The sequence below is a fragment of the Bradyrhizobium sp. CCBAU 51627 genome, from assembly GCF_028128765.1.
Classification (GTDB): Bacteria; Pseudomonadota; Alphaproteobacteria; order Rhizobiales; family Xanthobacteraceae; genus Bradyrhizobium.
This window is the reverse complement of sequence record NZ_LBJG01000018.1, coordinates 89,216-111,020: the sequence shown is the minus strand read 5'-3', so window position 1 is coordinate 111,020 and position 21,805 is coordinate 89,216. Positions and strand designations below refer to the sequence as shown.

Here is a 21,805-nt window from a genome sequence, read left to right as displayed (position 1 = left end):
TACATAACCCGAAGCCGATAAGGTGGGGATAGGTTAATTCAACGAATACATGGCGTTCCTGCAAGTTTAGCATAGGGCCCATGATGCAAGTTGATGCGATCATTTGACGACGCAGGAAAGCCGCGTGGCAGGCTGAAGGAGCGAGCGTATGGCGGAAAGTGTCGAGAAGCTCGAAGACGGCATCGTTCGTTCGGCCGAGCAGGTGTCGGCCCAAGTGCGCGCGGCGAAGGACGCGATCGCATCAGTGATCTTCGGCCAGGATCGCGTGATCGAGAACACGCTCGTCACCATCCTCTCCGGCGGCCACGCGCTCCTGATCGGCGTGCCCGGTCTCGCCAAGACCAAGCTGGTCGAGACGCTCGGCGTCACGCTCGGGCTCGATGCCAAGCGCATCCAGTTCACGCCCGATCTGATGCCGTCGGACATTCTCGGCGCCGAAGTGCTTGACGAGAGCACCGCGGGCAAGCGCTCGTTCCGCTTCATCGCAGGCCCCGTCTTTGCGCAGCTGTTGATGGCCGACGAGATCAACCGCGCCTCACCGCGCACGCAATCGGCGCTGCTGCAGGCGATGCAGGAGCAGCACATCACGGTCGCCGGCGCGCGGCACGATCTACCCAAACCGTTCCACGTGCTGGCGACGCAAAACCCGCTGGAGCAGGAAGGCACCTATCCGCTGCCCGAAGCGCAACTCGACCGTTTCCTGATGGAGATCGACGTCGATTATCCCGATCGCGATGCCGAGCGCCGCATCCTGTTCGAGACAACGGGCGCCGAGGAGACGCTGGCGAAGGGCTCGATGACATCTGATGCGCTGATCACGGCACAGCGGCTGGTGCGCCGCCTGCCGGTCGGCGATTCCGTGGTTGAAGCGATTTTGTCGCTGGTGCGCTCGGCCCGTCCGGGTGCCGAAAGCGGCGAGGCCGGCAAGTTCATCGCCTGGGGCCCCGGCCCGCGCGCCAGCCAATCCTTGATGCTTGCGGTGCGCGCACGCGCGCTGATCGACGGACGTCTGGCGCCCTCGGTCGACGACGTGCTCGATCTTGCCGAGCCGGTGCTGAAGCACCGCATGGCCCTGACGTTCCAGGCGCGCGCCGAAGGCCGGACGATTCCTGACGTGATCAGGCAGTTGAAGACTCGGATCGGTTGATGGCAGCAGAGAACGGGCACACGGCGAAGGAGATCATCGCGATCCGACGTGCCGATGGCGAAAGCCGCACGCTCGCAGCTTCCTTGCCGCGCCTGGTGCTCGAGGCCCGCCGTATCGCCGCCAACGTCATCCACGGATTGCACGGCCGTCGCCGCGCCGGTTCCGGCGAGAATTTCTGGCAATACCGCCGCTTCGTCTCGGGCGAGCCGTCGCAGAATGTCGACTGGCGGAGATCGGCGCGCGACGACCATCTCTATGTTCGCGAGCTCGAATGGGAGGCCTCGCACACGGTCTGGATCTGGCCCGACCGCTCGCCGTCGATGGCCTTCGCCTCGAAGACCGCGCGCGAGTCGAAGCTGGAGCGCACACTGATCGTCGCCTTTGCGCTGGCCGAGCTGCTGGTGGCGGGCGGCGAGCGCGTCGGCATTCCCGGATTGATGGCGCCGACCGCGAGCCGCAGCGTGATCGACAAGATGGCGCAGGCGATGCTGCATGATGATGCCATCAGGCTGAACCTGCCGCCGTCCTTCGTGCCGGCGGCGCTGGCCGAGATCATCGTGCTGTCCGATTTCTGGTCGCCGATCGCGGAGATCAGAGCGACGCTCGCAGGCCTGTCCGGCTCCGGCGCGCATGGCACGCTGGTGCAGGTCGTCGATCCCGCCGAAGAGAGCTTTCCTTATTCGGGCCGCGTCGAATTCGTCGAGCCGGAAGGCTTTGGCGTGATCACCGCCGGCCGCGCCGAAAGCTGGGCGCAGGATTACACCGCGCGGCTTGCGCTGCACCGCGACCAGATCCGCGCCGAGACCAACAAGCTCGACTGGCTGTTCACGACGCATGCGACCGACCGTTCCGCCGCCGAGCTCTTGCTGTTCCTCCATGCCGGCATGCAGGTGAGCAAGTCGGGCGCCCGCACCACCTCGATCAAGGCGGGGCCGGCCGCATGATGGGATTGCCGCTCGCTTTCACCGAACCGCTGCTGCTGATCGGCCTTGTCAGCCTTCCGGTACTATGGTGGCTGCTCCGCGTCATGCCGCCGCGGCCGCGCCGCGTCGAGTTTCCGCCGACGCGCCTGCTGTTCGAGATCGCGCCAAGGGAAGAGACTCCGTCGCGGACGCCCTGGTGGCTGACCGCATTGCGTCTGCTCGCCGCGGCGCTGGTGATATTCGCCGCCGCCGGCCCGATCTGGAATCCGCAAACGGGCCTTGCCGCCAGCAAGGCGCCGTTGATGATCATGTTCGACGACGGCTGGAGCGCGGCCTCGAACTGGGACACCCGGATCCGGGCCGCCGACGAGCTGATCGCGAACGCCGAGAACGACCGCCGCGGCATCGCGCTGGTGCCGCTATCCGAGCCGAACCGCGACATCACGCTGATGCCGGCCGGTGCGGCGCGCGTTGCGCTGCGGCAGATCGTGCCAAAACCCTATTCGATCGAGCGCGTTGAAACCCTCGCCGCGATCGATCGTTTCCTGAAAGCAACCGGCGATTGCGAGATCGCCTGGCTGTCTGACGGCGTCGACACCGGCCGCGGCGAAGAGTTCGTGGCTGGGCTCGGCAAGACCTTAGGGGATCGCAGCTTGACGGTGTTCGAAGGCGGCACCTCCTCCCCGCTGGCGCTGGTCGCGGCGGAGAACGCGGCTGCGAAGATGACGGTGAAGGTGCTGCGCACCGACAGCGGCATTGCCACCGGCACCGTGCGGGCGCTCGACCAGAAGGCCTCACCGATTGGCGAGGCACGTTTCACCTTCGGACCGCAGGACAAGGAAACCGAGGCGGCGTTCGACCTGCCGGTCGAGCTGCGCAACGACATCTCCAGGCTCGAGATTTCAGGCGAGCGTTCAGCCGGCGCGGTGCAACTGCTCGACAAGCGCTGGCGCCGCCGCGCCATCGGCATCGTCTCGGGCTCGACCAGCGAGACCGCGCAGCCGCTGCTGGCGCCGACCTTCTACCTCACGCGCGCGCTGGCGCCGTTCGCCGACGTGCGGCTCGCCGACAAGGGCTCGCCGCAGCAGGGCATCACCCAATTCTTGGACCAGAAACTGCCGATGATCATCCTCGCCGACGTCGGCACCGTCGCGCCCGAACTGCGCGAGCGCCTCAACGCCTGGATCGACCAGGGCGGCGTGCTGGTGCGGTTCGCGGGCCCCCGGCTGGCGCAGGCCGAAGACGATCTCGTGCCGGTCAAGCTGCGCAAGGGCGGCCGCACGCTCGGCGGCAGCCTGACCTGGGAGAAGCCGCAGCATCTCGCCAGCTTCGCCGCTGACGGTCCGTTTGCCGGCGTCGCCGTTCCCAAGGACGTTACCGTGAGCCGGCAGGTCCTGGCCGAGCCCGATGCAGTGCTCGCCACCAAGAGCTGGGCTTCGCTCGAAGACGGCACGCCGCTCGTCACCGGCGAGCATCGCGGCAAGGGCATCGTCAGCCTGTTCCATGTCAGCGCCGACATGCGCTGGTCGGATTTGCCGATGTCCGGCACCTTCGTGGAAATGCTGAGGCGTGTCGTCGAGATGTCCGGCTACACCGCCAAGCCCGGCGCCGGCGTTGCCGCTGAAGCCAGCACGGAGACGCTGGCACCGCTGCACATGCTCGACGGCTTCGGCGCCTTCGCGCCACCGCCCGCCACCGCCAAGCCGCTGACGGCTGATTATCGCGACCGCGCCACGCCGGACCATCCGCCCGGCTTCTACGGTCCGGCAGAAGGACCGCTTGCCGTGAACACGCTCGCCAACGCCGACCGCATCGCAGCCCTCAACACCTCGAGCCTGCGCGCCCGGCACGCCACCTACACCAATGCCGAGCCGCGCGACTTGCGCGGCTGGCTGTTGTCGACCTCGCTCGCGCTGTTCCTGGTCGATGCCGTCATCGTCGCGCTGCTCGGCGGTGGCCTCGCGGCGCTGCTGCGCCGCCGCGCCGCAGCCGCGATGATCCTGCTCGGGCTCGCCCTCGCAGGCGTCGCGGCTCTCTCGCCGACGCCGGCGCGAGCCGACAGCGCTGCCGACGAGTTCGCGATGAAGTCGACCTCGCAGACCCGCCTCGCCTACGTCATCACGGGCAATGCCGATGTCGATTCCATCGTCAAGGCCGGCATGTCCGGCCTGACGCTGTTCCTGGCGCAGCGCACCGCGCTCGAGGCCGGCGATCCCGTCGGCGTCGATCCCTCCCGTGACGAGCTCGCCTTCTTCCCGCTGATCTACTGGCCGATCGTGCCGGGCCAGCCGAAACCGCCGCAGGACGCCATCAACAAGATCGACGCCTATATGAAGCAGGGCGGCACCGTGATCTTCGACACCCGCGACGCGATCGAGGCGCCGCCCGGCGACGATGGGGCCTCGCAGACGCCAGGCATGCAGACCCTGCGCGATATCCTGTCCTCGCTCGACGTGCCCGAGCTCGAGCCGGTGCCGCGCGAGCATGTGCTGACCAAGACCTTCTATCTGCTGCGCGACTTCCCCGGCCGGTTCAATTCGGGCCAGACCTGGGTCGAAGCGCTGCCGCGCGAGGACGACGACGAGAGCGCACAGCGTCCCGCGCGCGGCGGCGACGGCGTCTCGCCAATCATCATCACTTCCAACGACCTTGCGGGTGCCTGGGCGCTCCGTCCGGACGGCCAGCCGATGCTGCCGCTCACGCCGGGCGAGCCGCGCCAGCGCGAATTCGCCTACCGCGCCGGCGTCAACATCGTGATGTATACGCTCACCGGCAACTACAAGGCCGACCAGGTGCACGCACCGGCCCTGATCGAACGGCTGGGGCAATGATGCGGGTTTTGAATTTGGATGCCCACCCAAATGAAGCCGTCATGGCCGGGTTTATCCCGGCCATCCACGCCCTGCCTCGCGGCATGGAGAACGTGGATGCCCGGCAGCGCAGACACGTTTACGCAGTCTGCGTAAAGCAGACTGCTATCGCCGGGCATGACGACGCCGAGAGAGTGACGCCATGAACTACGGCATCGCGTTCACGCCGCTTGTCCCGGCGATTGTCCTGTGGATTGCGCTCGCTGCGATCGTGATCATCGCGATCGTGCTGTTGGTGGCGCGGGCGCGCGGCGCGGCCGTGCGCGTCGCTGCGCTGGCGCTGTTCCTGCTGGCGCTCGCCAATCCCTCCTTCACACGTGAGGACCGCGATCCCCTCACCTCGGTCGCCGCCGTCGTCGTCGACAAGAGCCCGAGCCAGAATTTCGGCAAGCGCAACCAGGAAGCCGCGAAGGCGAAGGAGGCGCTGGTCGATACTTTGAAGAAGATCAAGGGGCTGGAGGTGCGCGTCATCGAGGCCGGACAGGCCGACGGCGAGACCGACGGCACGAAGCTGTTCGGCGCGCTGGCCTCGGCGCTGTCGGACGTGCCGGTCGACCGCGTCGCCGGTGCGTTCCTGATCACCGACGGCCGTGTGCACGATATTCCGGCCAACGCCGCCGCGCTCGGCTTCCAGGCCCCGGTGCAGGCCCTGATCACCGGCCAGAAGGACGAGCGCGATCGCCGCATCGCCATCACCGCGGCGCCGCGCTTCGGCATCGTCGGCCAGACCCAGACCATCAGCTACAAGCTCGACGATCAGGGCGTCACCGGCGAGCGCGCCAAGATCACGGTCCGCCGCGACGGCGAGGTCATCAACGAGCGCACGCTCTCGAGCGGCCAGAGCGCAAGTGTCGAGGTCGAGATCAAGCATGCCGGGCCGAACATCGTCGAGATCGAGGCCTCGCCGCTCGAAAGAGAATTGACCCCGGTGAACAACCGCGCCGTGGTCGCCATCGACGGCGTGCGCGACAAGCTCCGCGTGCTGCTGGTGTCGGGCGAGCCGCATTCCGGCGAGCGCACCTGGCGCAACCTGCTCAAATCGGACGCCAGCGTCGATCTCGTGCATTTTACGATTCTGAGGCCGCCTGAGAAGCAGGACGGCACGCCGATCAACGAGCTCTCACTGATCGCGTTTCCGACCCGTGAGCTGTTCCAGCAGCACATCAATGAATTCCAGCTGATCATCTTCGACCGCTACGCGCGTCAGGGCGTGCTGCCGACCGCCTATTTCGACAATATCGCGCGCTATGTGCGCTCGGGCGGCGCCGTGCTGGTGTCGGCTGGTCCCGACTACGCCTCGAACACCAGCATCTGGCGCACGCCGCTCGACACGGTGCTGCCGGCCGAGCCGGTCGGCGTGACCGAGAAGCCCTTTTATGCGCATCTCTCCGACATCGGCAAACGCCATCCCGTGACACGCGGGCTGGAGGGCGCGGCGTTCGAGCCACCGCATTGGAGCCGCTTCTTCCGCACCGTAGACACCCGCAATTCGGTCAACCCGCCCGTCATGACGGGCGCGGACGGCAAGCCGCTGTTGTTCCTGTCGCGCTTCGGCGAGGGCCGCGTCGCGCTGCTGCTGTCCGACCACATCTGGCTGTGGGCGCGTGGCTATGAGGGCGGTGGTCCGCATCTCGATCTGCTCAGGCGGATGTCGCACTGGCTGATGAAGCAGCCGGACCTCGACGAGGAAGCGCTGCGGATGCAGGTGCAGGGCAAGGACCTCGTGGTGGTGCGCCAGACCATGGGCGACAGCGTGCAGCCGGTGAGCGTGACTTCGCCCTCCGGCGTCTCGCACGATCTCACGCTCAGCCCCGGCGATCCCGGCGAGTGGCGCGCCAGCCTGCCGGCCAATGAACTCGGCCTGTGGCAGGCGACCGATGGCACGCTGAAGGCGCTGATCAATGTCGGCCCGACCAATCCGAAGGAGTTTTCGGAAGTCACCTCCACCACCGAGACCTTGAGGCCGCTGACGCAGGCGACCGGCGGCAATTCCGTGCGGATCGCGGATGGCTCCAGCGTCGAGCTGCCGCGCATCGTGCCGGTGCGCTCGACCAGCGTCTTTGCCGGCGACGGCTGGATGGGCGTGCGGATGCGCGACGCCAGCGTCGTGAAGGGCGTCGGCGTGCTGCCGATCTTCGCCGGCCTGGTCGGGCTGTTGCTGCTGCTCGGCGCGTTTGCCGCGACCTGGGTGCGAGAGGGGCGATGAGGCGCGACGAGAGGATGAGTCTTGCTCGGCCTCTCGCGCTTGAAAGCGGGAGCGGGAGCGCACCTCCCTCGGTGCTGCATCGAACCTGATCGCGTTGCCGGAACGACACATCAGCCCGGCCGCCTGCGCGCACCGCTCCGCCCGCGGTTGACATCCACGAGCCTCTCGCGCGATGTTACAATATAACATCGCGGCGCCCGGTTGGCGTCTCGCAATGCGGGGTGTCGTTTTACAGATGAAGTGGTTTCGGTCGAAAATCAGGCACGGCGCCCGGCTCGCGTTGTTCGCGATGCTGGTGCAGTTCGCGCTGACGTTCGGCCACAGCCACTGGTTCGCACAGGCCGCGCCGCTCGCGCAGTCCCAACTGGCCGACGGCGCCAACGGGACTGCCAAGTCGATCGCGTCGCCCGATAGTGCGGCGGTCCAGAAGCAGTCACCGACAACCCCCGACCGCGAACAGCCGGGCGACGACAATTGCGCGATCTGCGCATTGGTCGCGATGGCCGGCACGGTCGTGTTCGCGACGCCGCCTCTGCTGCACTTGCCGCAGGCGGTCGAGCTGCTCTACCGCACCACCGACGCCGAATTCATCCATCTGGAATCGGCAAACCACGCGTTCCAGCCACGCGCGCCTCCCGCCTCCTGATTTCCATCGATTGAGCTTGCCTTCGGCGTCGGTCGTCCAAGCCGACACCGCAAGGCTATCGAACATGACCCGTCGCGTGTCGACGGCGCGCGCCGCATGCGAGTGCTCTGAACGAGCGCAGCGGTGCGCGATCGGAAATCAGGACAATGGTGTCTTCAAAGGCAATATTGGCGAGCGCGAGCCTCGCCGTACTCACACTGTTTCAATCCGGCGGCAGCGCCATGGCGCAGACCACGGCCCCCGTCACGACGCTGCCTAGCGTCGAAGTCGAAGCACCCAAGCAGACGCAAGCGCCGCGCCGTCCCAAGGTTCGTGTCGCGGTCGACAGGCGCCGGGCCACGCCGCAGGCGCGGCCGCAGACCGAGGCGCCCGCCGCCGTCGAGGGCCAGGGCGAGCGGTTCGACACGGCGCGCCAGAGCATTCTGCCGCCCGGCGGGGCTACGGCTCACACGCTCACGCGCCAGGCCATCGAGGCGCTGCCTCAGGGGAGCAATGCCTCGCTGGACAAGGTGCTGCTGCAATTCCCCGGCGTCACCCAGGATTCGGCGGCGAGCGGCGACCTGCATGTCCGCAACGAGCACGCCAATCTGCAATATCGCATCAACGGCGTCATGCTGCCCGACGGCGTCGGTGCGTTCGGGCAGATCCTCGACACCGGGATCGTGGGCAGCCTCAGCCTGCTCACCGGCGCATTGCCGGCGCAATACGGCCTGCGCACGGCCGGCGTGCTCGACATCTCCACCAAGGCCGACGCCTTCAACAATTCCGGCGTGGTCGGCGTCTATGGCGGCAGCAACGGCACCATCTCGACCAATGTGGAATATGGCGGCACTGCAGGGCAGACGCAGTATTTCCTGTCGGGCCGCTTTCTCCAGAACAATCTCGGCATCGAGAACCCGACGCCTTCGGTCAATGCGATTCACGATCGCACCAACCAGGAGAAGGGCTTTCTCTATCTCTCGACGATGATCGATCCGACTAGCCGTCTCACCTTCATGAGCGGCGTCTCGAATGCGACGTTCCAGATCCCGAACAATCCCGGCCAGACGCCCGCCTTCACGGCCTTCGGCGTCTCGAATTTCGATTCCTCCAGGCTCAACGAGCACCAGAACGAGTTCAACCAGTTCAACGTCGTCTCCTACCAGACCTCGAACGGCGAGTTCGACACGCAGACCTCCTACTTCAACCGCACCAGCCTGCTGCATTTCTATCCTGATCCGATCGGCGACCTCGTGTTCAACGGCGTGTCCTCGGACGTCTATCGCCAGAGCGTGGTCAACGGCATCCAGCAGGACACCGCCTGGCGGATCGGCTATGCGCACACGCTGCGCTTCGGCCTGTCGGTGAGCGCGGAGCGAACGCTGGTCAACAGCGGGACGACGGTGCTGCCGCTGGACCCGGCAGGGGGTACGATCGACGCGCCGTTCTCTGTATTCGACTCCAATGCCAAGACCGGCTGGCTGGCCGGGACCTATGTCCAGGACGAATGGAAGATCACCAACAATCTCACCCTGAACGCCGGCCTGCGCTTCGACCAGATGTATCAATATGTCGATGCGAACCAGCTCAGCCCGCGTGTCAGCCTGACCTGGAAGCCGTTCGACGGCACCACGTTCCACGCCGGCTATGCGCGCAACTTCACCCCGCCCTCGCAGGTGATCGCAGCCCCCGTCAATCTCGCGCTGGTGACGCCGCCCGGCGCGCCTGTTAACACGCAGACGCCTGCAGTCGGACAGAGCAGCCCGGTGCTTCCCGAACGCTCGCACGTGTTCGACGTCGGCGTGACGCAGAAGATCCATGCGATCCCCGGTCTCGAGGTCGGCGCCGACGCCTACTACAAGAAGGCGCGCGACCTGCTCGACGACGGCCAGTTCGGCGCAGCCTATGTGCTGAGCGGCTTCAACTACGATCGCGGCGAGAATGTCGGCGTCGAGCTGAAATCGACCTATCGCAACGGCAATTTCAGCGCCTATGCCAACCTCGCCTGGGCCAAGCAGATCGCGACCGACGTGATCTCGAACCAGTACCTGTTCGGTGCGGACGAGCTCGCCTATATCGCGGGGCATTACATCTACACCGACCACGCGCAGATGCTGTCAGGGTCGGCCGGCGCCTCCTATCTCTGGGGGGGCACGCGCTACAGCGTGTCGATGATCTATGGTAGCGGCCTGCGCTCGGGTTTTGCCAACACCGATCATCTGCCTGGCTACACGCAGGTGAATCTCGGCCTGTCGCACGATTTCAACATCGTGGCGCCGAACAAGCCGACGACGCTGCGATTCGACGTGGTCAATGTGTTCGACACGATCTACCAGATCCGCGACGGCTCCGGCATCGGCGTGTTCGCCCCGCAATACGGACCGCGCCGCGGATTCTATGTCGGCGTCTCGCAGCGGTTTTAGCTGCGCGGCTTGCGTGTGTCGGGGCCTGCGGGCCCCGACACAGCAGGAGGCGGCTCACTTGCGGTAAGCGACGCAGTCGATTTCCACCTTGCAATCCACCACCATGCTCGACACCACGCAGGCCCGCGCCGGGGGATTGGCGCCGAAATATTCGGCGAAGACCTTGTTGAAGCTTTGAAAGTCCCTGGGGTCGTCGAGCCAGACGCCGCAGCGCACGACATTCTTGGGCTCATAGCCAGCCTCGGTGAGGATCGCGAGCATGTTGCGGATGGCCTTGTGCGATTGCGGGATGATGCCGCCCTCGATTACTTCGCCGTTCTCCATCGGCGTCTGGCCGGAGACGTAGAGCCAGCCATCGGCCTCCACGGCGCGGGCAAACGGAAGATGCTGGCCGCCCGCGCCGGTCCCACCGGCCGCGCCGTATCGTTTCAGCGTCATTGGTATTTGTCCTGTGTGTGATGATGAGACCCGCGATGCCGTCATCAGGTGATCAAGGCCCGCCCCGGCCGCGCGAAGGTGCTGCGTCCGTCTGCGACCACGGCCTCGCCGGCGACGAACACCGAACGAATGCCTGCGGGCATTTCCGTCGGCGTCTCGAACGTCGCCTTGTCCATGATGGTGTCGTCGAACAGCGTGAGATCGGCGATCATGCCCGGCCGCAGGATGCCGCGGTCGGACAGGCCGAAGCGCTGCGCGGGCATCGCGGTCATCCGCCGCACGGCGTCTTCCAGCGTCAGCCAGCCCTGCTCGCGCGTCAGCCGTCCGGCGACGCGCGGGAAACTGCCATAGGCGCGCGGATGCGGCTTGGTGCCCGGGCGCGGAATGCCGTCGGAGCCGACCATGTGCAGGCGATGGGTGAAGGCAGCGCGCAGATCCGCCTCATCGAGTTGGAACATGATGATGCCGGTCTGCCCCTGGTCCTCCTCGATGCAGCGAACCATCAGATCGAACGGCGAGATGCCGAGCTCGCGCGCGGCATCGACCATCGACTTGCCCTCGAGCGGCTTCAGTGCGGGATTGCCGGTGCCTGAGATCTGCACATTGTGCCAGCCGATCAGCACGATCTTGGACTGCGCGGAATGCGGATCGGGATCGCCCTCCTCCACCAGCACGCGCAGCGCCTCGCGCCTCGCCGGATCGCGCAGCCGTTCGCGCAACGCCTCGATGCCGCCTTCGAGCGCGGCCGGCGGCAGCAATTGCAGCATGTAGGAACTGCCGGCGGGATACGGATACATGTCGAAGGAGATGTCGATGCCCTCAGCGCGCGCCGCCTCCAGCCGCTCGAGCGCCTTGGGGATAGCGCCCCAGTTCGGCTTACCTGCCGATTGCAGATGCGACAGCAGCCCCGCCGCGCCTGATACCCGCAGGATCGCGATGAATTCGTCGATGGATTGCAACAGGCCCGCTTCGTAGCTGCGGATATGCGCGGTGAGCAGCTTCCCGTGCGCCCGCACGGTCGCAGCCAGCGCGTTCAGTTCGTTGGTGTCGGCGAAGGCACTCGGCGGATAGACGAGACCGAGCGACAGGCCGGCCGCGCCTTGCGCGAGCTGCCGGGCGAGCAGCGCCTGCATCGCCGCGATCTCCTCGCTGCTCGCCGCGCGGCGCTCGTAGCCGAGCACGGCAAGCCTGATCGCGGCATGGCCGACCAGGGAGACGAGGTTGAGGGCCACGCCTGGCCCTTCCAGCGCGTGCCGATAGCCGTCGAAGCTGTCGAAGACTTCGCTTGCTTGTGTCTCGCCGGCAAGACCGGAGAAATGCAGGCGCAGCAACTCCGCGGAGCCCGCGGTGGCCGGATAGAGCGAGAAGCAGCAATTGCCGACCACGAGCGTGGTCACGCCCTGCAGAACCTTTTCGGGCCTGTCCGGCTCGCGCAGGCAGATCAAGTCGTCATGGCAATGGGCGTCGATGAAGCCGGGCGCGAGATAGCAGCCGCGCGCGTCGATGATGTCGGCGTCCTCCGGCGGCAAGGCGGCGCCGATCGCCGCGATATGGCTGCCGCTGATGCGCAAATCGGCCTCGAACCACGGCGCGCCGGTGCCGTCGATCAGGCGCGCGTTGCGGATGAGCGTGTCCTTGCTGTCGGAATTCTGGGGCATGCCCCTCTCCTTAAGTCGCAGGCACGGCGCCTGCTGGCGACGCCTCCTCGAAGTCCGGAATCGTCTCGATCCGGCCGAGCACCACGACATAGAAGAAGATGCCGATCAGCAGCACGACGCCCGATATCATGAAGGCCCCGGCAAAGGATTGGGTCCAGTCGACGACGATGCCCGTCACGATCGGCGCAAGCACGCCCATCATGTTGTTGGTGAAATTCAGGATACCGCCAACCGTTCCCGCCCCACCCTTCGGCGCGATCAGCGACACGATCGAGGACCCGACGGGCGCGGCGGCCGACAGCCCCGAGATCGCGATCGACAGCCACAGCAGCGCCCAGCCCGGCTTCACGGTGAAGGCGGCGCCGATGACGGCGAGCCCCATCAGCATGCCGACGATGATCACCGACTGGCGCACCCGCGTCGAGTCGTAGCCACGCGCGATCAGATGATCGACCAGGAAGCCGCCGATCAACAGGTCGGACAAGGTCGCGAAGATCCAGGGAATCGTCGAATAGCCCGCGGCCGACATCAGGTTCATATGCATGGTCTGGGCGAGATAGCCGGGCAGCCATGTGAGGAAGAGATAGAAGGTGTAGCCATAGGCGGAGAAGCCGATGGTCAGGCCCCAGACCTTGCGGTTGCGCAGGAGATGGCCGAGCATGCGGCTCTGACCCGCCGCGGCCTGACCTTCCGGCGCGCCGCCGCCGGCGATGATGTACTCATGCTCCGTCTTCGAGAGTTTCGGGTCCTCGCTCGGATTCCGGTAGATGACATAGTAGGCGACGAAATAGAGGAAGCTCAAAAGTGCGGTGACGCCAAAGCCCCAGCGCCAGCCGTAGAGAAAGATCACATAGGCGACCAGCGGCACGCCGATCACGTTGGAGAATTTGGCAGCGGAATCGAAGATCGCGGTCGAGCGCGCGCGCTCGTCGAGCGGAAACCAGTGGCCGGTCGCCTTCTGGCTGGCCGGAAAGGCCGGCGCTTCGGCGACGCCGAGCAGCAGGCGCGCGGCAGCGATGCCCCAGAGTCCGCTGGCGAGCGCGGTGATGGTGGCGGCGACCGCCCAAAGGAAGCTCGAGGCACGGCCGACCGTGGTGACCCCGAAACGGTCGAGCACCATGCCGCCCGGAACTTGCAGCAGCGAATAGGTCCAGAAGAACGCGCTGCCGAGCAGCCCGATGTCGGTGGCGGTGAGACCGAGCTCCTTGGTGAGTTCGGGCGTCGCGGCGGAGAGCCCGACCCGATCGATGTAGTTGATGAGAATTCCGACGCCGAGGAGACAACCGATCATCCAGCGCCGCCCGGGTACCTGTTGGCCTGCACTTGCCATTTTTGAATCCTCGCGTGGACGCAGGCGCGTCTCGCGCTCCGGCATGGGAGCGCAGAACCTTCGCGACGCCTGCATTACATTGTCTCTTATAGTGGACAATATTATCTTATAGCGTCAGGTTAGATATCAGGGCGGCGCCATGTCAAGGCCTGACCGCGCGGCGACGGCGCCCGACGCCGGTGCATCGGTCGCGACCCTGCCGGTCGGCTCAGGTCAACTCAGGGACGATCCGAGAGTTCGGTGGCGGTGGCGACCAAATCGTCGAGCAGCGCGGTCCTGCGCTCCTTCAGCGAGTCCGCGGGAATGACGAAACAAAGCGTCGCGACCGCGACGCCCCTCTTGTCGCGAATGGGCGCGGCAAGACACGACGTGAACCGATCGGACAGCGCCGTGGTCACGCATCTGCCGTCGCGTCTGGCGCGCGCGACGTCCTTGATGAAATCATCGACATCGAGCAGGCGGCCGTCCGGCAGACGAAAATCCTCTTTCGGAACGAACGCACGAATGTCGGCTGGGCTCATATGGTCCAGCAGCAACCTGCCGGATGCCGTCCACGGCAGCGGCACCTCGACGCCGACATCCGTCGTGATCCGGAACAGACCCGAGCCGTCGCGCGTATCGACCACCACGTATTTGCGGCCGCGCAGCGCGCAGAGTTGCGCGGTGGCGCTGTGCTGGGTCGCGAGGCGATCGAGCGCCTCGCGGCACCGGCGATGCAGGGGATTGGCCTCCGCATAGGCCTGCCCGTAGAGATGCACCGCCTTGCCGAAATAAACCTGACCGCCCTCACCGACGCTCTCCAAGAGGTCCGCCTCGATCAGGCGGCTCGCGATGGCGTAGACCGTCGATCGCGGCGCGCCCATCTGCTTGGCGAGGTCGCTGAGCTTGGAGGGCGCGCGCAAATGCAGCAGTGCTTCCAGGAGATCGATGGTCCGATCAATCCCGTTCTGGCGTTCCGCGGGCGAGGCGCCCTTCCTGGATGCGGCCAAACTTCACATGCCCTTCGTCAGCTTCGCGGTTATCGGTTTTGGCATAAACCGCGCCGACGGTATAGCGTCTCGGGCTTTCCATATTCAGGAGCCCTTCATGTCAGCCTCGACCGGTCGTTGGTGCGCTATCCCCGCGCCTTGCTCCAGTCCGGAGCGACTGCGCCCGAGACGCCCTCAAAGGCGCCGTCGACGAGCTCAAACACCAGCACGCGCGCGGCATCGACCGGGCCCGGCATGGTGACCCGACCTTTGGGCACGAGCTTGAACCCCACGCGGCTGTAATAGGGTTCGTCGCCGACCAGCAGCACGAGGCGGTGGCCTTTGTCCCTTGCGTCCTTCAGGGCACGCTCCATCAACATGCGGCCGATGCCGCGGCTGCGGAACGGCGGCTCGACGGTGAGCGGCCCGAGCAGCAGCGCCGCCGTCTCCCCGATCGTGACAGGCAACTGCCTGACCGAGCCGACCAGCAGCGTGCCGATGCGGGCGGTGAACGAGACGTCGAGCAGGTGATCGACATGCTCGCGGATGCGATAGGCGCTGAGCACGAAACGGCCGGGGCCGAAAGTGCGCTCGTGCAGGCGCTCGATCGCCTGAGCGTCGCTGGGGATTTCGGGACGAATGGTGATTGAGAGATCGTTCATGTCATCAAAGCGTTTTCGAGCGAAGTGGATTCCGGTTCGCGTTGAGAAAACGCGTCAATCGCAGACTCGAAGTAGCATCTGCGCATCGGGAGGTCCATGGGCCTTGCGTCCGCCTTCAGTTCCTTTTCGGCGCCGGCTGCGACAGATAGGCCAGCATTTTCATCTCCCGTCGCCCTCGCGTGACGGTATCGAGCACGAGCCCCGACGACACCGACAGCAACGCCATGATCGTCAAGCCCATCGACAACACGGCGGTCGGCAGCCGCGGCACGAGGCCGGTCTCGAAGAATGTGACGACGATCGGGATCGCGAGGATGATCGCGGCCAGCGCCAGCAGGATCCCGATCACGGTGAAGAAGCGCAGCGGCCGCTCCGAGCGGTACAGCTTCAGCATGGTCCCCAGAATGCGAAAGCCGTCGCGCCAGGTGTTCAGCTTCGAGAACGAGCCTTCGGGCCGCGCGTAGTAGGGCGTCTCGACCTCGGCGACCGGCAGCGACAACTCCAGTGCATAGACCGCGAGTTCGGTCTCGATCTCGAAGCCATCGGACAGCACGGGGAACGATTTGACGAAGCGCCGCGAGAACACGCGGTAGCCGGACAGGATGTCCTTGAAGGCCTGGCCGAAGGTCGAGGACAGGAAACCGGTCAGCATGCGATTGCCCATGCGATGGCCGAGACGGTAGGCGGCCTGCGACTGGTCGATGCGGAGCCCGACCACCATGTCGAGATGTTCATCGAGCAGCTTGTCGATCATACGTGGAGCGCTCGGCGCATCGTAGGTGGCGTCGCCGTCGACCAGCACGTAGATGTCGGCCTCGATGTCGGCGAACATGCGACGCACGACGTGACCCTTGCCCTGCCGCCGCTCGCTGCGCACGATCGCACCGGCTTCGCGCGCGACGGCGGCAGTGCGGTCGCGCGAATTGTTGTCGTAGACGTAAATCTCCGCCGCCGGCAGCGCCTTGCGAAAGTTGGCGACGACGGTCGCGACCGCTGCCTCCTCGTTGTAGCAGGGCACCAGCACGGCGATGCGAGGTTGCGCAGATGTCATCGCGGCAGCACTCCGAGGTTGGTCGACTCGCGCCGGACGGGCGCCGCCTCACGCGCCTCGACCGGTTGCAGCAGCCGCGCGAACGCCAGCGTCCACAGCGACAGCATCGTGATCGGAACGACATAATAAGGCGTGAAGATCGGATGGCTCATGAAGAAGCCCAGATTGACGACCAGGTTGCCGGCAGCGACGAGCGCGGCCTGACGCACATGCCTTTCCCCGGCCCGCAACAGCCACACCGTCGCACCGATTGCCAGCACGATCAGCACGAACTGCATGTCGCGCAGATACTGGCCGAAAACCGCGAGATCGAAGGCCGGCGCGACCACGTCGGCGCTGCCATAGGTCGTTGCCAGCGCGCTGCCGGCGTTGATGGCCTGGGCAGCCAGCGTTGGCGCCATGCCGACGAGCACGCCTGCACCGAAGGCCAGGCCCTGCACGAAGGTCGCCAGCGAGCGCGTCCACAGGAAGGGAATGCCGAGGAACAGGAAATAGCCGGCGGCCAGCAGCGCGTTCGGCAGCCTGAAATTGACGGACGCGCCGAGCAGGAGACCGATCAGCGCAATCAGCAGGACGCTGCGCTTGTCCCTGGTCAGCCACAGCGCCGTGAGCAGGCCGGCAACCGCGCACAGCGCCATCGTCGGCGCCACCGAATAGCTCGCCTTGGCCGGATTGATCATGAGATAGACGGCGAGCGCGCCGAACACGCCAGCACCTGTGAGCGACGGCAGCGTCCGCGCCATGGCAATGCCCGACAGCGCAAGGCCACACACGATCAGGCTCGCGGCAATATAGAGCGGCACCACCTGGTGGCCTTCCGGAAACAAGGCGAGCAGAAAGCCGGTGCCCGGCGGATATTGCATCACGACCTTGCCGTCTCGCATCGGATTGTGGCAGGGCCAACGGATCGGATCCTTCCACTCGGCGAAGCCGATCTCCTTCATCTTGCCTTCGAAATAACGGTCGTCGTCCCTGATCGCGTTGGTGTCGAGCCCACCGAGGCCAAAGCGCTGGAACAGGTGCGCCTGCCTGAGATAGCAGATGTCGTCATAGACCCCGCGCGCCTCGCTCCAGCGCGACATGGTCAAAATGTTGCTGGCGAGGATGGCGAGGCAGATCAGGCCGAAGGCAAGTTTTGCGGCTTTCATCAGGTTTCCGGTGCGCCCATTCGGACGGGTTACTAGCATAGCGCGCGCTCAGCGCCACGTCGCCATCGCGGGCCTGCCATCGAGCACTTCCGCGATCCGCAGCCGCGTGCCCTGTGTTGCCTCCTCCGGCAGCGCGGTGGCATCGAAGAAGCCGCATGCGATGATCTCGCGGTTGGGCTCTGGCAGCCGGTCCTGGCGGAAATGCCTGACGACGTAAACCGCGACATGGTCGCGGCGGGAGACGTGGCTGTTGAGGAAGATGCCATGCAGCACGGCCTCCCCGGTCAGGTCGATATCGCCCTCCTCCTTGAGCTCGCGACGCATCGCCTGCTCCATGGTCTCGCCAAAGTCGACGCCGCCGCCCGGCAAATACCAGCCCGAGACGTAGCTGTGCTTGACCAGGAACACCTTGTTGTCGGCATCGAGCACCACCGCACGGACGCCGAGCGTCATGCCGCGGGCCAGCAGGAAATAGGCGTGGAAGAATCGCCGCAGCAGCGGCTCGAATCTCCGTCGGATCTCGTCCAGGCGCTTCGCCATCAGCCCCTCGTGATGCGCGCCGCTTCAGGCCCTTGCAGGCTTCGCTTGCGCAGCGAGCGCGACCTTGCCATTACAGCGAGGGAATAGCGAGGCAATCGCGCGCGATGACATCTTTCCTGGCACCTTTCACGCTCGCCCATCTGTCCGACCCGCATCTGCCGCCGCTGCCGAAGCCGCAGTTGATCGAGCTCGCCGGCAAGCGCGCGCTTGGCTACGTCAACTGGACGCGCAACCGCCACAAATACCAGCGCCGCGAGGTGCTCGACGCGCTGGTCGCCGACATGCAGGCGCAAGCGCCGGACCACATCGCGGTCACGGGTGATCTCGTCAACCTGGCGATGGAGGCGGAGTTCGCACCGGCGCGCGCCTGGCTCGACGAGGTCGGGCCGCCCGACCGCGTCACCACAATTCCCGGCAATCACGACGCCTATGTCCGCGCTACCTTTCATCGCTTCGGCGAGACGTTTGCGCCCTATCTTGCGGGCGATGACGGCAGCGTCGGCTTTCCGAGCGTGCGCCGCCGCGGGCCGACCGCGCTGATCAGCCTCTCCAGCGCGGTGCCCACGCCACCCCTGATGGCGACGGGCATGCTCGGACGCCATCAGCTCGCCAGGCTCGAACAGATGCTCGATCGGCTCGCGGCCGAGGACGTCTTCCGCGTGCTGCTGGTGCATCATCCTCTGAAGTCCGACGCGCGCCAGAAGCGGCTGATCGATTCGGCAAGCCTGCTGGCGCTGCTCAAGCGCCACGGCGTCGAGTTGATCCTGCACGGGCACGACCACATCCATTCGACGATGTGGTTCGAAGGCCCTGATGGCGACATTCCCGCCATCGGCGTGCCGTCGGCGTCCGCGCTCGCGCACGGGCGCTATCCGGCGGCGGCCTACAACCTGTTCAGGATCGAGAAGGATAATGCCGGCTGGCGCTGCGAGCAGATCGTGCGAAGCATCGATCATGGTTTGCAGGTCCGGGAGATCAAGCGGGTGCGGCTGGTGTAGTCCCGCCGTCATTGCGAACGCAGCGGACCAATCCAGATTCCCTTCGCGGACGCAGTCTGGATTGCTTGGTCGCTTCGCCCCTCGCAATGACGACGCCTCACCAGCTCCGCAGCGCCGCCAGCACGGCGACGCCGAACAGCGCGGCAGCGCCGAGGATGAAGCCGAACACGAACGGCCACAGGCGCGAGCGGCGCGGCGGTTCTGCGACCTCCAGCTTCGGCTCGGGCGGCACCACCATCGCGTGCTCGCGCTCGATCATGCGGCGGGCGACATAGTCGGTCACGGCGTCCACGATGACAGCCGTGTCGTGCGATTCGGCGAGCACGATGCGGCCGAAGCGGGTGTCCTGGACGAAGCGATACATCCGCTTGTCGCGCCCCATCATGATGTGGGCGACGACATCGATCCAGAGCCGGGGCGTATCGCCCTGGCTGATGCCGCGATCAAACAGGTCGATCTTGTCGGGCACCTGCGCGAACAGCGGATCGAGCGCGTCATTGAGGATCTCGAGCCGCGCCACCTCGGCGTCGCGCAAATCGACGACGACGCCGGTCCGGTCGGCGGCCTCGATCCGCGCGCGCAACAGCGCGTCGCGCAGCCGCACCGGGCGTGGCTGACTGGGATGGATACCGCTGGTCTCGGGCTCTGACATTGTCGGCCTCGTCCTCACTTGCCGCCATTAACCTATCAGTAACCATCGCGCCGGCAAAGGCCTATAGTTCCAGACACTTACCGTGCCCACAGGCCATTCATGTGTGCCAAAAACAGACGATCCCACCCGGCTCGCGCCGGATGGGACCCTCCGTCCTTGGACGTTTTCTTAAAATCGTCAGGCAGCTGTCAGGCCGAGACCCGCGACGGCTCTTCCACGATCGAGAAGCGGACGCCGGCCTTGTGGCGGCTCTCTTCCGATACCTCGCGCCAGCAGTCCTCGGCTTCCTTGCGGGTCTTGAACGGACCTTTGACCTGGGCCGAGCCTTCGACGAGCTTGTGGAAGTTCATCGAGCCGAACTCGCCGCCGATCACCCAGAAATTGCTGCCTTTGGTCATTGTCAGTCTCCTGTTGCCTGGCGTTAGCCGAACTGGTTCATCGTGTTGTGGACGCCGCCCGCCTTCAGGGCAGCTTCGCCAGCGAAGTATTCCTTGTGGTCGTCGCCGATATCGGAGCCGGCCATGTTCTGGTGCTTGGCGCAGGCGATGCCCTGACGGATCTCCTGGCGCTGAACGTTCTTCACGTAGCCGAGCATGCCCTGCTCGCCGAAATACTCCTTGGCGAGGTTGTCGGTGGACAGCGCAGCCGTGTGATAGGTCGGCAGCGTGATCAGGTGGTGGAAGATGCCGGCACGCTTGGCCGAGTCCGCCTGGAAGGTCCGGATGCGCTCGTCGGCTTCAAGCGCCAGCGGCGTCTCGTCGTATTCCGGCTTCATCAGGTCGGCACGGTTGTACTTGCTGACGTCCTTGCCGGCTTCCTTCCACGCGTCGTAGACCTGCTGACGGAAGTTGATGGTCCAGTTGAACGACGGCGAGTTGTTGTAGGCCAGCTTGGCGTTCGGCACGACCTCGCGGATGCGATCGACCATCTTGGCGATCTGCTCGATGTGCGGCTTCTCGGTCTCGATCCAGAGCAGGTCCGCGCCGTTCTGCAGCGAGGTGATGCTGTCCAGCACGCAGCGATCCTCGCCCGTGCCCGGACGGAACTGGTAGAGGTTCGAGGGCAGCCGCTTCGGACGCAGCATCTTGCCGTTACGATTGATGATGACGTCGCCGTTCCTGGCGTTCTGCGCGGTGATTTCCTCGCAATCGAGGAAGCTGTTGTACTGGTCGCCGATGTCGCCCGGCTTGTGGCTCACGGCGATCTGCTGCGTCAGGCCGGCGCCGAGGGAGTCGGTGCGGGTGACGATGACGCCGTCTTCGACGCCGAGCTCGAGGAACGCGTGGCGGCACGCGCGGATCTTGGCGATGAACACCTCGTGCGGCACGGTGACCTTGCCGTCCTGGTGACCGCACTGCTTCTCGTCAGAGACCTGGTTCTCGATCTGGAGCGCGCAGGCGCCCGCTTCGATCATCTTCTTGGCGAGCAGATAGGTCGCCTCGGCATTGCCGAAGCCGGCGTCGATGTCCGCGATCACAGGCACGACGTGGGTCTGGAAGTTGTCGATCTTCGCGATCAGCTCCTTCTCGCGGGTCTTGTCGCCTTCCTTGCGCGCCTTGTCGAGAAGACGGAAGATGTCATTGAGCTCGCGGGAGTCAGCCTGGCGCAGGAAGGTGTAGAGCTCCTCGATCAGCGCCGGCACCGCGGTCTTCTCGTGCATGGACTGGTCGGGCAGCGGGCCGAACTCGGAACGCAGCGCCGCGATCATCCAGCCCGAGAGGTACAGATAAGTGCGATCGGTCTTGCCGCCGAAATGCTTCTTGACCGAGATCAGCTTCTGCTGGGCGATGAAGCCGTGCCAGCAGCCCAGCGACTGGGTGTACTTGGTGGGATCCTTGTCATAGGCGGCCATGTCGGCGCGCATCAACGCCGCGGTGTAGCGCGCAATGTCGAGGCCGGTCTTGAACCGGTTCTGCAGACGCATGCGTGCGACGGCTTCGGCCGTCACGCCGTTCCAGGTCGGCTGGGTCTCGAGGAGCGCTTGGGCCGCCTTGACCTCATCCTGATACGAAGACGGGGCCTGGAGGGTGCTGATGCCGCGTGGCTGATAGTTCATGAGCCTGATCCTTTTCGCTGACGATGGCGATGGCTAGCCATCGACATTCTTGACACTGCATTGCGAAATGCGTGGTCAGAGGTAAACGCGAAAACAGGAACTTCGTACAG

The 21,805-nt window shown here is 65.7% G+C and carries 18 protein-coding genes; 7 read left to right on the top strand and 11 right to left on the bottom strand.

The window, feature by feature from the left end; genetic code table 11:
* Window positions 1-148 precede the first annotated feature (148 nt).
* The 6 genes from XH88_RS09645 to XH88_RS09620 all read left to right on the top strand — a co-directional run bounded on the left by XH88_RS09645 (window position 149) and on the right by XH88_RS09620 (window position 10,194).
* The gene (locus tag XH88_RS09645) at window positions 149-1,147 is read left to right on the top strand and encodes an AAA family ATPase (RefSeq protein WP_271615154.1); all 999 of its coding nucleotides are present in this window, start codon (window positions 149-151) and stop codon (window positions 1,145-1,147) included.
* On the top strand, window positions 1,147-2,091 hold the full coding sequence (locus tag XH88_RS09640) for a DUF58 domain-containing protein (RefSeq protein ID WP_271615153.1): 945 nt from the start codon (window positions 1,147-1,149) through the stop codon (window positions 2,089-2,091). The genes XH88_RS09645 and XH88_RS09640 overlap by 1 nt, the downstream gene beginning before the upstream one ends.
* Window positions 2,088-4,901, top strand: a complete 2,814-nt coding sequence (locus XH88_RS09635) for a DUF4159 domain-containing protein (protein ID WP_271615152.1) — start codon at window positions 2,088-2,090, stop codon at window positions 4,899-4,901. The genes XH88_RS09640 and XH88_RS09635 overlap by 4 nt, the downstream gene beginning before the upstream one ends.
* Before the next feature lie 181 nt (window positions 4,902-5,082).
* Entirely contained in the window at window positions 5,083-7,146 is a 2,064-nt protein-coding gene (locus XH88_RS09630; protein ID WP_271615151.1) for a hypothetical protein, read from the top strand.
* 235 nt (window positions 7,147-7,381) lie between these two features.
* Entirely contained in the window at window positions 7,382-7,792 is a 411-nt protein-coding gene (locus XH88_RS09625) for a DUF2946 family protein (protein ID WP_271615150.1), read from the top strand.
* A gap of 146 nt (window positions 7,793-7,938) precedes the next feature.
* On the top strand, window positions 7,939-10,194 hold the full coding sequence (locus tag XH88_RS09620; RefSeq protein WP_271615149.1) for a TonB-dependent receptor domain-containing protein: 2,256 nt from the start codon (window positions 7,939-7,941) through the stop codon (window positions 10,192-10,194).
* A gap of 54 nt (window positions 10,195-10,248) precedes the next feature.
* Here the strand turns inward: XH88_RS09620 and XH88_RS09615 are convergent, their stop codons facing one another.
* From XH88_RS09615 to XH88_RS09580, 8 genes are all read right to left on the bottom strand, one after another.
* Window positions 10,249-10,632 (bottom strand): RidA family protein, encoded by a 384-nt coding sequence (locus XH88_RS09615; protein ID WP_271615148.1) that lies wholly within the window; start codon window positions 10,630-10,632, stop codon window positions 10,249-10,251.
* A gap of 44 nt (window positions 10,633-10,676) precedes the next feature.
* Window positions 10,677-12,290, bottom strand: a complete 1,614-nt coding sequence (locus XH88_RS09610) for an N-acyl-D-amino-acid deacylase family protein (RefSeq protein ID WP_271615147.1) — start codon at window positions 12,288-12,290, stop codon at window positions 10,677-10,679.
* A gap of 10 nt (window positions 12,291-12,300) precedes the next feature.
* Window positions 12,301-13,581 carry an MFS transporter gene (locus XH88_RS09605; protein WP_271615146.1) on the bottom strand — a complete coding sequence of 427 codons (1,281 nt, stop codon included), beginning with the start codon at window positions 13,579-13,581 and terminating at the stop codon, window positions 12,301-12,303.
* A gap of 257 nt (window positions 13,582-13,838) precedes the next feature.
* Window positions 13,839-14,609, bottom strand: a complete 771-nt coding sequence (locus XH88_RS09600; RefSeq protein ID WP_271615145.1) for an IclR family transcriptional regulator — start codon at window positions 14,607-14,609, stop codon at window positions 13,839-13,841.
* Window positions 14,610-14,734: 125 nt separating this feature from the next.
* On the bottom strand, window positions 14,735-15,250 hold the full coding sequence (locus XH88_RS09595; protein WP_271615144.1) for a GNAT family N-acetyltransferase: 516 nt from the start codon (window positions 15,248-15,250) through the stop codon (window positions 14,735-14,737).
* A 115-nt stretch (window positions 15,251-15,365) separates the two neighbouring features.
* Complete coding sequence (locus XH88_RS09590; protein ID WP_271615143.1) at window positions 15,366-16,301, bottom strand: glycosyltransferase family 2 protein; 936 nt, start codon at window positions 16,299-16,301, stop codon at window positions 15,366-15,368.
* Window positions 16,298-17,449 (bottom strand): hypothetical protein, encoded by a 1,152-nt coding sequence (locus XH88_RS09585; RefSeq protein ID WP_271615142.1) that lies wholly within the window; start codon window positions 17,447-17,449, stop codon window positions 16,298-16,300. The genes XH88_RS09590 and XH88_RS09585 overlap by 4 nt, the downstream gene beginning before the upstream one ends.
* Before the next feature lie 48 nt (window positions 17,450-17,497).
* Window positions 17,498-17,989, bottom strand: coding sequence for an NUDIX domain-containing protein (locus XH88_RS09580; RefSeq protein ID WP_271615141.1), 492 nt, complete (start codon window positions 17,987-17,989; stop codon window positions 17,498-17,500).
* Window positions 17,990-18,105: 116 nt separating this feature from the next.
* Here XH88_RS09580 and XH88_RS09575 point away from each other — a divergent pair, with 116 nt between their 5' ends.
* Window positions 18,106-18,987, top strand: a complete 882-nt coding sequence (locus XH88_RS09575; protein ID WP_271615192.1) for a metallophosphoesterase family protein — start codon at window positions 18,106-18,108, stop codon at window positions 18,985-18,987.
* A 97-nt stretch (window positions 18,988-19,084) separates the two neighbouring features.
* Here XH88_RS09575 and XH88_RS09570 read toward each other — a convergent pair whose 3' ends face one another.
* From XH88_RS09570 to XH88_RS09560, 3 genes are all read right to left on the bottom strand, one after another.
* Window positions 19,085-19,639, bottom strand: coding sequence for a hypothetical protein (locus XH88_RS09570; protein ID WP_271615140.1), 555 nt, complete (start codon window positions 19,637-19,639; stop codon window positions 19,085-19,087).
* 188 nt (window positions 19,640-19,827) lie between these two features.
* Window positions 19,828-20,037: a DUF4170 domain-containing protein gene (locus tag XH88_RS09565; protein ID WP_008560963.1), complete on the bottom strand. Its 210-nt coding sequence runs from the start codon at window positions 20,035-20,037 to the stop codon at window positions 19,828-19,830.
* 23 nt (window positions 20,038-20,060) lie between these two features.
* Window positions 20,061-21,695 carry an isocitrate lyase gene (locus tag XH88_RS09560; RefSeq protein WP_271615139.1) on the bottom strand — a complete coding sequence of 545 codons (1,635 nt, stop codon included), beginning with the start codon at window positions 21,693-21,695 and terminating at the stop codon, window positions 20,061-20,063.
* Window positions 21,696-21,805 lie beyond the last annotated feature (110 nt).